Source organism: Grimontia celer, assembly GCF_900055185.1.
Classification (GTDB): Bacteria; Pseudomonadota; Gammaproteobacteria; order Enterobacterales; family Vibrionaceae; genus Enterovibrio; species Enterovibrio celer.
Map to the genome: position 1 here is coordinate 733,442 of NZ_FIZX01000001.1, position 16,307 is coordinate 749,748.

The 16,307-nt window shown below is 47.9% G+C and carries 12 protein-coding genes; 9 read left to right on the forward strand and 3 right to left on the reverse strand.

What is annotated here, in order from left to right; translation table 11 throughout:
* Nucleotides 1-24 precede the first annotated feature (24 nt).
* The 6 genes from GCE9029_RS03345 (at nucleotide 25) to GCE9029_RS03370 (ending at nucleotide 10,214) form a co-directional block, all read left to right on the forward strand.
* On the forward strand, nucleotides 25-3,264 hold the full coding sequence (locus GCE9029_RS03345; protein WP_062661022.1) for a CRTAC1 family protein: 3,240 nt from the start codon (nucleotides 25-27) through the stop codon (nucleotides 3,262-3,264).
* Complete coding sequence (locus GCE9029_RS03350; RefSeq protein WP_062661023.1) at nucleotides 3,254-5,272, forward strand: multiheme c-type cytochrome; 2,019 nt, start codon at nucleotides 3,254-3,256, stop codon at nucleotides 5,270-5,272. Before GCE9029_RS03345 ends, GCE9029_RS03350 begins: the two co-directional genes overlap by 11 nt.
* A gap of 359 nt (nucleotides 5,273-5,631) precedes the next feature.
* Nucleotides 5,632-6,663: a hypothetical protein gene (locus tag GCE9029_RS03355; protein ID WP_062661024.1), complete on the forward strand. Its 1,032-nt coding sequence runs from the start codon at nucleotides 5,632-5,634 to the stop codon at nucleotides 6,661-6,663.
* A gap of 227 nt (nucleotides 6,664-6,890) precedes the next feature.
* Nucleotides 6,891-8,258 carry an alanine racemase gene (locus GCE9029_RS03360; RefSeq protein ID WP_062661025.1) on the forward strand — a complete coding sequence of 456 codons (1,368 nt, stop codon included), beginning with the start codon at nucleotides 6,891-6,893 and terminating at the stop codon, nucleotides 8,256-8,258.
* Complete coding sequence (locus GCE9029_RS03365) at nucleotides 8,255-9,319, forward strand: PLP-dependent cysteine synthase family protein (RefSeq protein ID WP_062661026.1); 1,065 nt, start codon at nucleotides 8,255-8,257, stop codon at nucleotides 9,317-9,319. Before GCE9029_RS03360 ends, GCE9029_RS03365 begins: the two co-directional genes overlap by 4 nt.
* Nucleotides 9,312-10,214: a DMT family transporter gene (locus tag GCE9029_RS03370; RefSeq protein ID WP_062661027.1), complete on the forward strand. Its 903-nt coding sequence runs from the start codon at nucleotides 9,312-9,314 to the stop codon at nucleotides 10,212-10,214. Before GCE9029_RS03365 ends, GCE9029_RS03370 begins: the two co-directional genes overlap by 8 nt.
* Nucleotides 10,215-10,275: 61 nt before the next feature.
* On the opposite strand, the gene GCE9029_RS03375 is transcribed toward GCE9029_RS03370, so the two are convergent.
* A complete protein-coding gene (locus GCE9029_RS03375; protein ID WP_082804260.1) occupies nucleotides 10,276-11,187 on the reverse strand; it encodes a LysR substrate-binding domain-containing protein in 912 nt (303 codons plus the stop codon).
* 517 nt (nucleotides 11,188-11,704) lie between these two features.
* On the opposite strand from GCE9029_RS03375, the gene GCE9029_RS03380 reads away from it, so the two are divergent.
* Both GCE9029_RS03380 and GCE9029_RS03385 read left to right on the forward strand, forming a co-directional pair.
* Nucleotides 11,705-12,076 carry a hypothetical protein gene (locus tag GCE9029_RS03380; protein WP_062661029.1) on the forward strand — a complete coding sequence of 124 codons (372 nt, stop codon included), beginning with the start codon at nucleotides 11,705-11,707 and terminating at the stop codon, nucleotides 12,074-12,076.
* 118 nt (nucleotides 12,077-12,194) lie between these two features.
* The gene (locus tag GCE9029_RS03385; RefSeq protein WP_062661030.1) at nucleotides 12,195-13,802 is read left to right on the forward strand and encodes a glycoside hydrolase family 3 N-terminal domain-containing protein; all 1,608 of its coding nucleotides are present in this window, start codon (nucleotides 12,195-12,197) and stop codon (nucleotides 13,800-13,802) included.
* Between the two features lie 77 nt (nucleotides 13,803-13,879).
* Here GCE9029_RS03385 and GCE9029_RS03390 read toward each other — a convergent pair whose 3' ends face one another.
* Nucleotides 13,880-14,794: a LysR family transcriptional regulator gene (locus GCE9029_RS03390; RefSeq protein ID WP_063856839.1), complete on the reverse strand. Its 915-nt coding sequence runs from the start codon at nucleotides 14,792-14,794 to the stop codon at nucleotides 13,880-13,882.
* A 110-nt stretch (nucleotides 14,795-14,904) separates the two neighbouring features.
* On the opposite strand from GCE9029_RS03390, the gene GCE9029_RS03395 reads away from it, so the two are divergent.
* A complete protein-coding gene (locus GCE9029_RS03395; protein WP_062661031.1) occupies nucleotides 14,905-15,633 on the forward strand; it encodes an SDR family NAD(P)-dependent oxidoreductase in 729 nt (242 codons plus the stop codon).
* 42 nt (nucleotides 15,634-15,675) lie between these two features.
* Here the strand turns inward: GCE9029_RS03395 and copI are convergent, their stop codons facing one another.
* Complete coding sequence (copI, locus tag GCE9029_RS03400) at nucleotides 15,676-16,254, reverse strand: copper-resistant cuproprotein CopI (RefSeq protein WP_062661032.1); 579 nt, start codon at nucleotides 16,252-16,254, stop codon at nucleotides 15,676-15,678.
* Nucleotides 16,255-16,307 lie beyond the last annotated feature (53 nt).

A 16,307-nucleotide genomic window follows, 5' to 3' on the forward strand; every position in this document is an offset into this window, starting at 1 on the left:
TTCTTTTTAGCAAGAGAAAACGCATTGAAAATATTGCTGAGCAATAATGCTGTACTGTGTTTTTTGTTTTCTTGTTTGGTGATAGCTGCGCTGCTTCCCCCAGACGAAGTAGCAGTGATTGACTCGTCACCTGTCAGTGAAGCTCCTAAAACATCCGCGCCCCAAAAAAGCAGTACTGTGCGTTTTTTGGAGCAGTCGTTGATGTGGGGTGTGGAGTTTGAACACCAAAGCCGGATTGGAACACTGTCGAGTATAGAAGACAGTTATGCCAGTGGCGGCTGCGTGCTCGATTTCAATCAAGACGGTTTCCAAGACCTGCTCATTGTCGCGGGCCTCGGTGTGACCAAACGATATGGCAGGGAGCACTGGTGGTTAAGTTCACAAAAAACCGTGTTGTACCAAAACATCGGCGGTTTGTATTTTGAAGACGTTTCTCCCCAGATATTAAGGGAAGAGGTAACAGGCTTTGGGTGCACAAGCAAAGATATCAACCACGACTCGGTACCTGACATTGCTGTTGGCTTAAAGGGGGCTGTGCGCTTGTTTTTGAGTGGGGACCGGGGTTACAAGCCTTACCATTTGAAATTAGCGAGCCCAAATGCGCTGACGACTTCCCTGCAGTTCGACGATATCAATAACGATGGCCGGCAAGACCTATTGGTTTCGACACTGGTGGATTACCAGCGGGACATTAAAGTTGGACAAGAAGAATACCGTTACCATTTAGGTGGTGAGTTTGCTTTTGAAGGCTTTGCGCCTAGTAACAACGCCCTCTTTGTTGGGCAAGAAGGTCGCATTGGTCCCCCATTTAGCAGTGTATTGCCATTTGGCCAGTTCCGAACTTTTTCAATTGCCCCTAACAGTTTGGAAAAAGGCGACAGCAATCGCAGCTATTTGTTGGCGAATGCTGCCGGGTCGGCGAGTAAACTTTTTAATCCTTTAGCAAACCAAGTCGACTCAAACCAGACTGAGCCACACGGTAGGGCGGCAGTACAGTATTCTCGCATTACTGTTGGCAATGCAGGACACTGGTTGGTAACGGGGGTCGAAAATACGGGTTTGGAGCTGTTCAGGTTTGGATCACCACGGAAAAATTTGGCAAGTGAACACGGTATACAAACCAGCGAACTTACCACACTTTCAGGTTGGGGAACGTTAGTCGCTGACTTTGATAACAATGGCATGGAAGATGTGGTAGTCGCCGTTGGTTACCATACGCCCTCAATTAACTCAAAGTACCGCCCTCAATCTGGACACAACGTACTTTTGCTGCAGCAGCATGGTGAGTGGTTCTCCAACCAAAGTAAAAACTTTGTTCCGATGCTGTCCCGCTCTTCGCGGGGGGCTGCCTACGCGGATTTCAACAATGACGGTTTTCTCGATGTGGTGTTTTTCAATAACAACGGGTTTGCCTCACTGTTTATCAATCAGGGGAATGGCAATCCTTGGATAAGCTTCGATTGCAGGCCAGCTTCGCTTTGTGATGGTAGTACATGGCAACTGGTGTCGGATGGTACGTTCCATGAGCAAGTTTACGACAAAACGCAGCCCTACCTTTCTTCGACACAGAACCGGGTTCATTTTGGATTGGGTACCCATCCGACAGACACAACACTTAGGGTGCAGTTTTCATCAGGTAAGGAACTTCACTTTTCTGGGCTTGAAACTGAGCGTGTCTACAGGGTAGACCTTGAATCCGGCGAGGCAGTCCTCTATGCCCCCAAACAGCAGGCAATGTCCGTTTCCCACACATGGGAGAACCTCTTTCATCAGGTAATGGGAGTACAAGATGAACAAGAGTTGCGGACAGCCCTTCAACGAGCATCGCCGCTTAGTGACAATGAATTAAGCATGTTCATTGGTTCCATTGCTCATTCCGTTGGCATGAGAGATGGCCAATCCAAATCAGATTTTAGGTTGGTGAATACCGTCAGTTGGGTTCTTTCTCATGTTTTACAGTATGACCTGTCATCGCTGTCCACTCAGTCTGTAGAAGATCTGCTGGATATCATCATCCACACGGAGCAAAAGGTATTTGTAGATTACGTTGCCCCCTTGTTCGAGCAATTGGACGATAAGGCGTTTTGCCATTTGGCGTACCGGTTATCGTACTGGTTTGAAGAAGAAGAGATCCTGCCAAACACAAAGCAGTTGCTTTATGCGCCGCTGTTGAAAGCAGGATCCTTGGGATCTCGGAATAAATTTGTATGTGCAGTGGAAGGGCTATCTTTTTCTGAAGAACCAACCTTGGGCAGTACCATAACCGGCCATTTAGCGGACGAAGACCCTGTTGTTCGCGCCGCCTCGTTGAGGGCGCTCTCGCGTCTTAAGTACTATGACGCGTTTGAGGCTGTAAGCCTGCAATGCGACAAGGAAAGCGATGCGATTGTCCTCCTTGAGTGTGAAATATACATAGCAACCCTGCAGCCTGATATGACATCCAACCCGGACGTTGTTAACAAGACTCACACCGCGCTCATTAAAATGTACCCCAAAGCCGTGGCACTGAATGATGGGGCGGCAGTCATGCGCCTTTTGCGCGCAGAAAATGAGGCGCTGTTGAAACATGCGGCATCGCCGATCCCTTTCCACAAAAGTGTCGCACTTTATTTTTTGTTGAGGAATAGCGAGTCAGGTGAACTTGCGTCTGTAGCATTGGGCTCATTGCGTGAGCAGGAAGCATTGGAGTTCGCCAGACTTTTGCACCGTATCGATCCAGATGCGACTGATGTGTTGCTGAGCAAGCAACTAGAGAAAGGGAGGCTTTCCCCTCATCAGAGTTTGCCATACATGTCGAACGCGGCATTGATGTCATTGCTATCTAGTCGTGAGGAGAACTCGTATTCGGTCAGTTTCTTGCTAGCGATGATGAAGCAATGTGGTGAACGAAAAGCACTGTTCGATGCTTGCTCACGAATTTGGAATGAGGGCAGCTATGCTCAGTTGGGCTTTAAGGGCCAAAAGCTTCGGTTGTTATATGAAGCGGATGCTCTGGGAGCGGCACTTATTTCAAATAGGTTGTATACCGAAAGTTTGTTTGATGTGGACAACAAAACCCTAATGGAAATTATCTATTGGTCAGATGCCTACCAAAAGTTGGACATTACGAAGCTGGAAGGCGAGTGGTTAGATGCGTTTATCGAATATAGCTTCGTTAATCGCCTAGAACTGTCACCCGTTTGGCTACTGCAATTACAGAAAACGAAAAAGAAACTGGACTCATTCCCTTGGGCGGATCTGTTGGTGAAGACATATGAAAGATAAAACCCTAAGGGAAAATGGCTATTTAAGAGGCGTGAGTACATCGCTGTTGATTGTGTTGCTAACAGGTGTGCTCAACCAGCTTTTCTTGCCACCGGGCAAGCTAAGCCAGTTGCTATCGCTTGTCCACCTATTGGTGAGCATTATCTGGGGCTCCTGTGTATTTGCTTATGTTGTCGTGCATACCAAGCGGACGTTGGGAATGCGAAAACGGGGCGTTTCTTTGCTTGGCGTGCTGGCGTTGCTGTGCGCAGTGTCTCTGGTCGTTACCGGCGGGTATCTCGCATACGACGGTGCATTGGTCGCTAACGAAAAAGTACTCAGTGTCCATCGGGTTGCATCATACTTCCTTATCGCCAGTTTAGTTTTTCATGTGCTTTATCATATCCTGACAAGCCGAGACACCCCTTCCAATGGCCGCAGCCAAGCCTACATGACGGGGATTTGGCGCAGTTCCCTCAACGGCGTGCTAATAACTCTAGTGGTCGCGGCGACTTTATTTGCTGCCGATAAGTATTTTATGGATACGACACCGTCCATTAAGGTTACGGATTATGCATTCCCCTACGGTGACGGAAAATTTGCGCCGAGCCTCGCCACTACCACTAACGATGAATTTGTTCCCATCCATGAGATAGGTAACTCTGGTCAATGCATTACCTGCCATATCGGTATCGGTGAACAGTGGTTGGCATCCGCACACAAACATGCAGCCGATGACCCGGCATACGTTAGGAACATTAACCTTCTAGAAAGCAAAAAGGGAATTGAAGCAACGAGGTATTGTGAGGGGTGCCATGCCCCCACTGCTTTGCTAAGTGGGGCGCTTACACCGGGTGGTGAGCACGGCGGCGTCAAAGGAACGCTGCAAAACAAAGAAGGCGTTGGCTGCATGTCGTGCCATGGGATAAATGAAATACACAGCACCAGAGGGGTGGCCAGTTACAACTTTAACCCCAAAAGTAAGTATGTTTTTGAATCGACACCTGGCTTAGAACGTTTAAGCTTGCTGGCACTAAACCTCCGGCCACAGCAACACATACAGGAATTATCGCCGGATATTCAGCGCACGGCGGAATTTTGTAGCACTTGCCACACCCAATTTATGGATGCAGCCATGAATGATTGGGGGTGGGTGAAAATGCAAGATGAATACCTTGCATGGAGTAAAAGCAAATTTAACCTTGGGAAAGACGGGCGCTCAAACCACAGTGAACAAAAGAACTGCCAAGCTTGCCATATGCCGCGTATAGCAGCTGACGACCCTGCTGCTGATAGCGAGGGAAAAGTACGCTCACATTATTTCCTTGGCGCAAATGCGGCGCTGGCAAAACATTTTGGCCATGATGAGGTATATGCCCTCACGAAAGACTTCCTGCAACAGGACAAGGTCTCGATTTATATTGAACCCCCTGAAAACAATACCTCACAGGAAACAGATTTGTTTGTTAGTTTGGATGCAGGGGCTAAGCGAAAACCGCCAGTATCATTCATTCGTGGCAATGAGAACCAAGTTAGGATTTTGGTGAGCAATAATGGCGTAGGCCACAATTTCCCTGCAGGTACTATTGATCTCAGTGAATCCTGGATTGAATTCAAAGTCCTTGATGCTGAGAAAAACGAAATCTTCTCCAGCGGTCACTTGCTCGAAGGCGGAGAAATAGAAAATAGTGCAACTGTCTACAAAGAAGTTGCTGTGGACAGGTTTGGGAAAGAAGTGTGGCGTCATGATTTGTTCAACATGGTGGGTAAAAGCTTTGTGAACGTTATTCCTGCAGGTGGCATCGATACGGTGGATTACCAGTTCAAAATACCTGATTGGGCACTATCCCCAATCCACCTGTCAGCAACGCTAAAGTATCGGAAATTCAACCCTAAGTACTTTAATTGGGTCAATGAAAAAGAAACTTTCCTTCATAATCCGATCATTGAGCTTTCACGAGATACATTGGTTGTAAAGCTTGAAAAAGCCATAAAAGTAAGTGGTAGGGGAAAAGATCGCAACGACTGACCGTAAACATTTCGCAGGAATCATTATACTTGATGGTCGTGACGATATTGTTGTTAGAACTATCAGGAGTGTTTCTAAGTACTGGATTGCTCGCTGAGATTATATGTGCTGTTAGTGAGATGGACACATGTATTTCTCCACCATTTAAGATTAAGCCTGCTCTTTGAGTGGTTTTTTCAAATTTGTAAGCTCCCAGTATCACTAACTCCTTCAAACTTCACACAAGTGCATTTCCTGCAATCGCGGTTGCAAACAATTCCAAATATCACCTAGTCCAAATCTGTACTCTGTCATCTACTCGAGCTAACCCAAGAAGTTAGCGTTGTATATAGCCTCGCTTTTTATTTAGGGAGGGAGTGATGACACAACCAACTTATGCCCATTGCCTTCGCCCGTTGTCTTTTCAAGACAACGGCACATTTACCGCAGACCTCTGCTATCAGGAACGGATAGATACAGTGGTTCTTTCTTGGAGTGATATGTTTTGCCTTGCCGGTATGCAGGATGGTTCCGTCCGCGCCGCATCAAAATTTCTGCCTGCTTTGTTTCCACTAAATCGGTGGGGAGATGCAGAAAGTACCCGAATGCTTGTTCGTGAATTGCAGTCGACGGCGTGCCATATGCTGAGACTCCATGCTCCACCATCAGAAGCTGTTCGGAGAGAATTGGAAAAACTCAATTTTAGCGCAGTTCAACTGTGTAGATTGAGTGGCTATTCCCAAGGTAATTTCAGCCGCACGGTTGAAAGCAAAAAAGAGGCGGACATGGCGCTTAGCCTTGTTCTCGCCACGCTGCATCGGCTTCGAGCCCTGACCATCATGTCAGGACAGCAGGGGCGGGCGGCTGCGACCGATAGCAAAGACCAAATGTTAGCTTCGTTTAGGGTCAAACTTCGAAATGTAGAAGATATGAGCCGTCCTTTGGTTGGAACCCAACGAGCTGATCTACCCTCTGTTGTTTTCGATCTCATGGGGTACGGTGTAGTTCGTCTGACCGTCATAGACATGGTTCAACTGATGATTGGTGAACGTCTTCCGCCACCACTCGCTTGTTTGGAAGAGCGACTGGGTCAGGATGAACAAATCAACGCGGAACTTGTTCGGGTCAGTTATGAAGTGCTTCTCAAAAAATGGATGAGCAAATCGGTCTGGCAGCATGTTTTGGCTGAGTTTGAACTCAGCACTGGAGACATCTTTCAGCTAGGTGCACCTTTCACCGAAGCAGTGTTGTCAGATACTTCTTCAGCGTTTGATTGTCCGCAACCGCCTTGGCTGATTTGGATTATCCCTTTCCTGACCAACTCTGGCGTGGGGAGCACCGTTCCAAAGCATGCTGATTATGCGCCACAGGCTCCGGCGAGTGAAATAACGCCGCCTCCAGTATTTAGTTAGCTGCAGATAAACAGAAGAGTGCTTTCGCAGCAAAGGGATGCAAAAACTGCAGACTAATGTGCACTTATTTCCATAGCGTGTGATGTCCTGAAAATTAATCATAGATACCGACAATCTGATGCTCTCAGGAGCGAGTGGCTCAGATTGTTCGGGTATTTGAACACAGCCAAGATGCTTGAATTTTTCACGCGGCTGTCCTGATTTGTAGCCTGGACGCTGGAGACGCAATGAATAATATCAGTATGGATACGAGGGCGGCGGTAGAAGCGAATAACGACTTCGACACCCGTTTCCCTGCAAAAGAGGATCTGTCGCTTCCTTATCGCCAACTCTTTCCCCTTATCACCAAAGCGGCAAACACCCCATTTCACGCCATGTTACCCCATCGAGTTAAGCAAAATATTGTGGGTGTGAAGCACGTGCTTTCTCGATATTTGGGAGAGCGTTTTCAAGTGTTGTATGCCATGAAAACCAATCGTTCTGCTGCGCTGGTAAAGGCGGCCGCCGAGGAAGGGATTGGTATAGATGTGTCATCCCTTGAAGAGTTCCAATTGGCACTAACGCAAGGTGTGCGCGGGCAAGACTGCAGCTTATCGGGTCCTTTTAAATCAGTAGAATTTCTGACACTGGCGCTGAGACAAGAGGCGAGAATTGTTGTCGACAGCGATGAAGAGTTGCTTCAAATCCAGAGCCTTGCTGTATCGATTGGAAAAACCGCGCGTGTGCTACTGCGCTGGAATGCAGATCAGCCTTACACCCGTTTTGGGATGAACACCGACAAATTGAAAGCAGCCTCTTTGGTTGCTGATAGCTTGTCCAATATTGAGCTGGAAGGGGCAGGCTTTCACCTTTCCGGTTACTGCCCGCTAGAGCGTGGCAAAGCACTCTCTCAACTATTGGATATTGCTGATGCGTTGCGGTATGGCGCTGATATTCGCTGGAAAGCAATAAACATTGGCGGTGGCTATCCACTTCGCTATGTCGAAGAAGCCACTTGGCGACGCTTCCAAAATGCCATCGACAAACAGGACTTTGTTGCGGGTCGAATGCCAAAAAGCTTTTATCCCTACTGGCACCCAGATACGTTGGAGACTGCTGTAGAAAAAGTGCTGCTCGAAAGCGGCAATGCTGAGCGTTTGAGAGCGAACAACATTGAACTCAGTGTTGAACCAGGACGTGCATTAACGGATGGTGCTGGATTTACCGTTTTTGAGGTGCTGGGCACTAAAACCACTAATGCTGGAGACCATTGTGTCGTAGTAAAAGGCCTCAGCTTCAGCTTCTCTGAAACCTGGTTCAATTCGGAATTTATCGTCGATCCTGTTCATCTTCCAGTCTCTCAAGAAGTCATTAAACCCACTAATGCCGTCCGCGCCTATATCGCAGGGCAGAGCTGCCTTGAAGAAGATGTACTGACTTATCGCAAGGTGCCTTTCTCCCAAATGCCCAAAGCCGGCGATTTGCTGGTTTTCAACAATACAGCGGGTTACCTGATGGACCTGCTGGAAACCCGTTTTCATGGTTTGCCTATCCCTAACAAAGTTGTTCTGGATAACAAGGAAGATTCTTTTTCAATCGAGGAGGTACGAGGATGAAACTCTGCACAGCGATGCACCAAATGATTGGTGAGACACCGATGCTTGCCCTGAGGTTTGCCCACAGTGATTGGACACTTTGGCTAAAAGTGGAAAAGAATAATCCTGGACAAAGCATGAAAGATCGCATGGCACGCGAAATGCTCTTTGATGCGTTGCGCTCAGGCCGATTGAAGCGCGGCGGAACAGTGGTGGAATCTTCTTCCGGAAACACAGCCACTGCCCTTGCATATATGTGTGCCGAGATTGGCATCAACTTCATTGCGGTTGTTGACCATCACGCGGCACCTGACAAGCTCGCAGCAGTCAAAGCCTATGGCGGGAAAATACACCTGTTGGAAGGTGACTTTGCCGATGATGAAGTGGCAACAGTGGCCCGCATTGAAACTGCACGAAACCTCGCAGCTTCGATTGATGGTGGTCTGTTTATGGATCAGTGCAATAACGCCGCGAACCCTGCAGGTTACACCAACACGCTGGCGGTAGAGCTTCAGGAACAACTTGGCGACAACCTTGATAGCCTGGTTTGCTGTGTTGGCACAGGCGGAAGTATTGTTGGTGTAGGCGAGGCACTTCGCGTGCGTTATCCAGCGCTGGAGATTGTAGGTGTGGAACCGGTTGGTTCGGTGATTTTCGGTTTTCCAAGTGGGCCTTACTGGCAATCTGGGACGGGTATGCCAGAGGGTGATGTGATGGGGCCATTTTATGACCATGACCTTCTTGACGAAGGTGTTCGCGTCAGCGATGCGGAAGCTTTCACAACCTGTCGATATCTTGCCCGTGAGCACGGATTGCTGGTGGGTGGGTCAGCGGGTGGCGCGATTTACGAAGCCATTAAACGCTGTGCGAAGCGTGAAGGCAGCGGCAACATGGTTTGTTTGATTTGCGATGGTGGAGAAAAGTATCTGAACACGGTTTACAACGATGAGTGGCTGTATGGTAAAGGACTTTACCATGGCTCTGTTTATGAGTACCTAAACGATGTTGTTGCTAAACCACAGCGTGCGGAAACGCCATGGTTTGATACTGAGCAAGAGGACAAGGAGGCGTCTTTTGCATAGAGAAACGCATTGGAGTGGGCTGGCGATGATTTTCCTGGCTGTCGTTTCCGCGACAGCCATGGATGCATTCATCAAGCTCGCTGGTGGCGATATCGGGACATGGCAGTTGCTGTTTATGCGCTGGATAATTGGCGCTTTAGTCATCTTGCCTGTGGTGGCCTACTACTGGAAAAAGCGCGAGAAGATTAAAGATCGTCGTATCTACTACTGGCGCTTTGCGCTCAACCTGGTGGGTTGCTATGCCTTGTTTTACTCCTTGGCCAATCTGCCGTTTGCCACTGTGATTACCATTTTGTTTGCAGAGCCCATTTTCATTATCCCGCTGGCTGTTGTTCTACTCGGTGAAAAGATTTCGCTGAAGAACGTTATCGCGAGTTTAGTGGGTTTTGGCGCGGTGTTTTATATCAATAGACCTGAAGATGCAGGCAGCGGATTTAGTGTGATTGCGCCAATCGTGGCAGCACTGACGCTGGCAATTGAGCACGTGTTGAATAAGCGTTTGGGATCAGAGGAAAACCCTCAGTTTATGCTGTTCTGGTTGGCAGTACCGTTGGCCGCAGTATCCCTCCCAATGACGGTGTTCGTGGAAGGCTGGGTGGAAATTTCGGCTATGCAATGGGGTGTTGTACTTCTCGCAGCCGTATTGGGTAATGCCTATAACTATTTTATTATTATGGGGTTTCGTCGTGCGCATGTGGCAACAGGCAGTGTGTTGTTGTACCTGTCAGTACCTATGGCATTCATCATCGGCGTGATGTTCTTCAAAGAAGTCCCAACATTGTCTGATGTGGTCTGTGGTGCATTGATCTTAGGAGCAAGCATGTTAGCAAACATGCGAAGACCGGGTGAAAAGCAGCGCGATGAGTCAGGTGACGAAGTGCCAGTAAACTCTTAATACGCTCTGTTAGATGAGCCACTACACACGATAAAAAACTCGCCCTAAGGCGAGTTTCTTTTTATGCGACATCAGCCTGTGATAGAGCAGGGAGATTGAACTGGCAATTTTCTGTCAGCCACTTTTCCAAAAAGCGATAAGCGTCTTCGTCCGGCATAACGCGCGAGCCAGCAAGCTTATAGCCAAAGCCTGTCGGCACAACTTCCGGCGTCACCATGACCAACTCTCCGCTGGCGAGTTCATTTTGAATAAAAAGAGGGTCAACGACGGCTATCCCACCAATCTCTTTAACGATAGAGATCGCACTGCTAATGGAATCCGTCATCATTCGTTGCGAACACCAACTTTGGCGAACATCCATATCCAACTTGTCCAGAAAAATCTCCCAATCAGCTTCTGTTGAAGAAGGGTGAATGATACGACCGTGTTTGAGCAATTCCGGCCATGAGGCGTCGATGAGCGTTTCAAGATATTCAGGCTTAGCGACGGCGACAAGCCGCTCATCGTAGAACTTTTGGTCTTTGCTGTTAACGGTATAAACCACGGCCATATCAAAGTCTTCATCTGCAAAGTCGATGGTATGGCTGTAGGCAACATGAAAGTGAAATTGGCCGAACTCGGAGGCTAATGAAAAGTTATCGTGAGTGTTAGGAAGCAGCCAGCGCAGCCCGAAAGAAATAGGGAGTTTTACATTCAGCGAATCGTCTTTTTTAAGCGTTGAGCAGGCAGAATTGATGATCTCGAAGCCATCATTTAACTGCTTTGCCAATTGTTTTCCGGCTTCACTGAGTTTTACGTTCCCCTTACTGCCAAGCACCAGTCGCTGATCAAAGTAATTCTCGACAGTCTTAATGTGCTTGTAGACGCCTGTTGCATCGATACACATTTCCTCTCCCGCGAGGAAGTAGGATTGGGTTCTGGCAACAGCGAGGAACACTTCAAGGCTTTTATAAGAGGGAGTGCATCGTGACATCGGTTAATTATTGAGTCCTGTTTCAATAGTGGAAGGATTATATGACCTGTGTTGTCTTGTTGTTGCAACGAATGTCCGAAATTTTGGGTTTGATATGAGAGGTGAATCCAATTATGGCCACACACGTGTTACAGAGAGTAGTGAGTCATCTCTCTGATAACCCCTGTATTTAGTGCTTTTGTCGGAATATTTTACACTTCATCCAATTTGATAGTCATTTCGGCTTGAAATGCTGATGTATGTTTATTTGGTCATTTTGTTACGGAATGAATCAATGAAGGGTGTCGATAACGTTGGCAAGTGGAACAACAACTCCCTTTTTACTTACGCTCACTCATCTGCCACTACAAATTGAAAATGTTCCAAGCGCTTTGGAAGAAACAGAGAAACTTCGACTTGTCGTGTTTTGCGATGACATCTGCTTTTTTATGCGCGCGCTAAGTTTTTATCTCGCTTAAATTCAAGCTCTTAAACTAAGATGAATTCCTTGAACTTTGATTCATTGAAGGTGGGTTGGGTGCAAATTAAGACGATTTTGACAGGGGCTTTTTTCTCCATGATGGCCATAGCTTCGCAGGCTGCTCCGCTTAATGCTTATCCCAAAATCGACATCGACTACCGCCAAATTTATTCCCTAGAACGCCTATCTTATTGCGATTACTTCGTTTGTCTGAAAATATCACCATCTGGTCAACCAGTTTTAAACGAACTCGAAACTGATCAGGTTTTCAGGAAAGCTTTGAAGCAAGTCGCAGGTGAGGCTGCGGCTCGTCAATATCGCTATCTCAATGAATTACCGGCCAAGCGAGCCGACTTTTCTAACACGGTAATCGCACCTTCTTTTCCTCTAACGGAGCAGGTGCCTTTATGTGCAGATGAGAGATACTAATACAGCCACCAATACCTGAAACTGCACAGAGTGCCACTGAAGCCAATTTCTTCGCTGCCAACCCAGATAACTGTCATTCGAAACAACACTGATTCATCACCCTGTTAAGGAGAGAGAAATGAGCCGAGAAAAGGTCGCGGACCTGATTGCTGGATGGAGTCTCAAAGAGAAAGTTGGGCAATTGTTTATTCTGGCGTTTCCTGGGAAATCAGCTGCCACAGCAGAGCGCATGATTACCGAGTACAACCTTGGCGGCTGTTACCTGAGCCAAGACAATGCGGAAACTTTTGAAGAGGCCCAGAGCCTCAACAAAGCGCTTGATGATTTGTTGGGAAAAAATCATCGGCTTCCATTGCTATTGGGTGTAGATCAAGAAGGCGCATGGGGTGTGTTGGTCGGTGAATCCACAACAGGACCGGGCAATCTGGCTTTGGGCGTGCAAAACAGCACTGAAGGGACAGAGTTGATGTATAAAGTCTGCGGCGATGAAATGCGAAACGCAGGCTTTAACTGTATTCTCGGCCCTTGTTGCGATGTGAACCTGAACCCAGCTTCTCCGATCATAGACACGAGATCTTTTGGTGATCAGCCGGATAAAGTCAGTGGCCATTCAGCCGCAGCGGTGAAAGGACTCCATGCTGGCAGTATTGTTGCCTGTGCTAAGCACTTCCCCGGACATGGTGACACCCATGGTGACACACACCGTGAAATCCCACGGGTTGATAAATCCTATGATGAGCTTAAAGCCAACGATTTAGCGCCATTTCAGGCTGCAATCGATGCAGGTGTTGATCTCATCATGACCAGTCATATTCTCTATCCACAAATTGACAGGGAATATCCGGCTACCTTGTCTCCGGCGATTTTGCAGCAGGTGCTGCGTCAAGATATGGGCTTCGATGGCATCATCATTTCAGACAGCATGAACATGGGTGCGATTCAAAACCACTACACCCCGGTAGACGCAGCAGTGAAGGCAATGAAAGCGGGTATCACCATGATTATGCTTTCAGAAGAGCATTACGATCATTCTGATGCGTATCTCGACAAGCAGTTGGCAATGATCCATGGCCTGATTGATGCGGTGGAATCTGGCGATTTGGACGAGTCTGTGATTGATTCTGCGTTGGAGCGCGTCGTGGCATTTAAACTAGATAAATTGGTACCTCAGGCGCGCTATGCCGAGGTCTCCTTCGCACAAAACAGGCTGATTGCCAGTGAAGTGGCGGAAAACGCCGTTACCTGGATTCGCGGCGGTTTGGAAGATGTGGCTGAGAAACCGGTTTACTTGCTGAACGCTACGCCTGCGGAAAGCTACCACAACCTGATGAATCCGCGTGGCATTGGTCCGAATCAGGCAGAATCCGCGTTTGGCACCTTTAGAGAGGTGCTTCTGCGGGAACATAGTAATAGCCGAGAGGTGACCCTCGAAACGCTGAATCACTGTGATGATGGATATCTGGTGGTGGTCACAGAAAATTACCCGCTGCCGGGAGAAGACTTTGATCAGGTGAAGGCGAAAGAAACGGTTCAACAGCTCAGCCGGGATTTCGACAACTTGATTGTGGTTGCATTGCGAAGCCCTTATGACCTATTGGTTTACCCTGATGTGACTCACTACCTATGCGCGCACTCTTCAAGACCGGAAAGTGCAGAAGCGGCGGCCAATGTTCTACTAGGGAAGATTCCCGAGGCTTACGGCATCGCGGTGAGTCGCGTTAAGTGATTTTCGGTTGGAAAAAAATAGCCGCTTCAGCGGCTATTTTTTGTGCGGCCCCAATCATTTTCAAAGGGCAGCAGCCCCTAAGATAAATGGGCGGGCAAGGCCTCACACAAGTAGTTCCATACCGCATCAACGGCTTTGCTTCGGGTATGTTTCCCTAGGCACACAAGCTGTATCGGTAACCTGGCTGGGCTTGGAAAATGTTTAAGAATAGGCACCAGACTGCCCGATTTTAATTCGGCTTCTACTGTTTGTCGGTCAACGTGGACAATACCCAGCCCCTGAACCGCCATGTCGATCAGTGCTCGTCCGCTATTGGCAACAATTGACTCCTCGACGGCAATGGATGTAATGCCACCCTCTTTACTTTCAAACTGCCAGTGGTTCATCTTGCTCTTGTTGTTTTTGAAGACAAGACAATCATGTTCACGCAAGGCTTCGGGGGTTTGGGGTTCTCCATGACAAGCTAGATAATCTGGTGATGCAAAGCAGCCGGGGTCTTTCCATCCAATTGATCTGGCCACCAACGAAGAGTCAGGAAGTTTTCCGGTTCTGATGGCAATATCAATCCCTTCATCAAGCAAATCTTCGACATCATCAGAATAACTGATATGAAGCGTCACCTTTGGAAGCTGAGCGCGAATCATTTTGATGTGAGGTGTCAGATATTGCTGCCCTATGAGTGAAGACGTACTTAACGTCACGCGCCCAACAGGTTCTGCCTGCTTTTCGATGAGTATATCTCGGGTGCCAGAAAGTAAACCCTCTAGGCCCGAAGTGGCTTCGAGAAGGCGAAGCCCATCTTCGGTCAACTTCAAATTACGGGTGCTGCGTTGCAATAACCTTTGCTGCAAATAGTCTTCAAGTTGCGCAATCTTCTTGCTCACGGATGAGCGTGGAATGTTTAACTGTGTGGCAGCAGCCTGAAAACTGCCTAGTTCGCTAACCAATCGGAAAATGTACACATTAGGTAGTTGTAGGTGAAGTTGTTCCATTAGTTTGGTTCTTATATGGAAACATTGTGATTCGATTTTAGTAGCTTATTTGGAAACAATCTAGCCACTACTATGAATTCTCCATAACGCGTATATCGAGGAGAATGACGATGAAAAATAAAACCTTTTTAGTAACGGGTGGCACGGCAGGTATCGGCTACCAAGTGGCTTCTGAATTGAAAGCGCTTGGTGCGAATGTTCTCATTACGGGAAGAAACAATGCGAAGTTGGATAACGTATCGGGTGAGCTAGGTGTCTCTGCATACCATTGTGATAGTGGGAAGCCGGAAGACATTCAGGCGCTAGCTGATACGTTGAAGAAGCAAGATGTCACTCTCGATGGTGTGGTGCTAAATGCGGGAGTCTTTTTTCCGAAGCCTATTGGTGAAGTGAACGTGGATGATTTCGGTCATACATTTGCCGTCAACACCTTTGGTCCGTACTTAACGCTTCAGGCGTTGCTTCCATTGATGAAAAACCCTTCCAGCGTCGTATTTGTTTCCAGTGTGGTTGTCGAAAAGGCGTTTCCGGGGACGGCGGTATATACCGCCAGCAAAGCGGCACTTGAAGGGATGGCGGGAATATTGAACCTTGAGCTTGCCCCCCGGGGAATTAGGGTAAACTCCGTGCGGCCAGGTGTGACGCTGACAGAGATCCAGTCGAAAGCGGGTTTGTCGGAAGATCAGATAGAAGCACTGGCCAAGGATATGGAAACAACACCAATTGGACGAGCATTGAAGGCTGGTGATATCAGTGGTTCAGTGGCTTTCCTCTTGTCTGATGCTTCATTGGCAATGCGAAATGCATCGGTGACGGTTGATGGTGGTGTTCGTCTCTAGTCATAAAATGCGCCGCTCAAGCGCGGCGCATTCCTCGCTCTTTTAAAGCTCCACACTCTTCACCATACCGGCTTCTGCGTGGCCTGGGATGTTGCAGGAAAACTCCACACTCTTGTCACCATGGAAGTGCCACAGCAGCTGTTTGGCTTTACCCGGTTTAACGGTCACTGTGCTACCTGAATCATGATCGTGGTGGCTCGTCATGGTTTTCATCATCTCACGATGTTTCAGTTGCTCTTCCATCGAACCGATAGAAAATTCATGGTCGATTTTACCCACGTTCATCACCACGAACTGCACCACATCGTTAGGTTCGATAGTCACGTCTTTTTTGAAGTTGATGCGCATATCATCAGCCAGGATGACGTGAACCACTTTGTCGGGCTTCGCGCCGTTAGCTGGCATACCTACCGCTGACATGCCTTCCATGTTCATCATGTTTGAATGGTCCATTTTAGAGTGGTCCATATCACCATGACCCATGGCGCTGTGATTCATTTCTCCATGATTCATCGTGCTGTGGTCCATAGAACCGTGATCCATTTTCGAATGGTCCATCGTGTCAGCAAATACACCAGTGGTAACCAGAGCCAGAGAAAGTGCAATCAGCGTATTCTTCATCGTGTTTATCCTTTTAAAAATGGTTATCACTGGGCTTTTCAGCCCAGTGGATT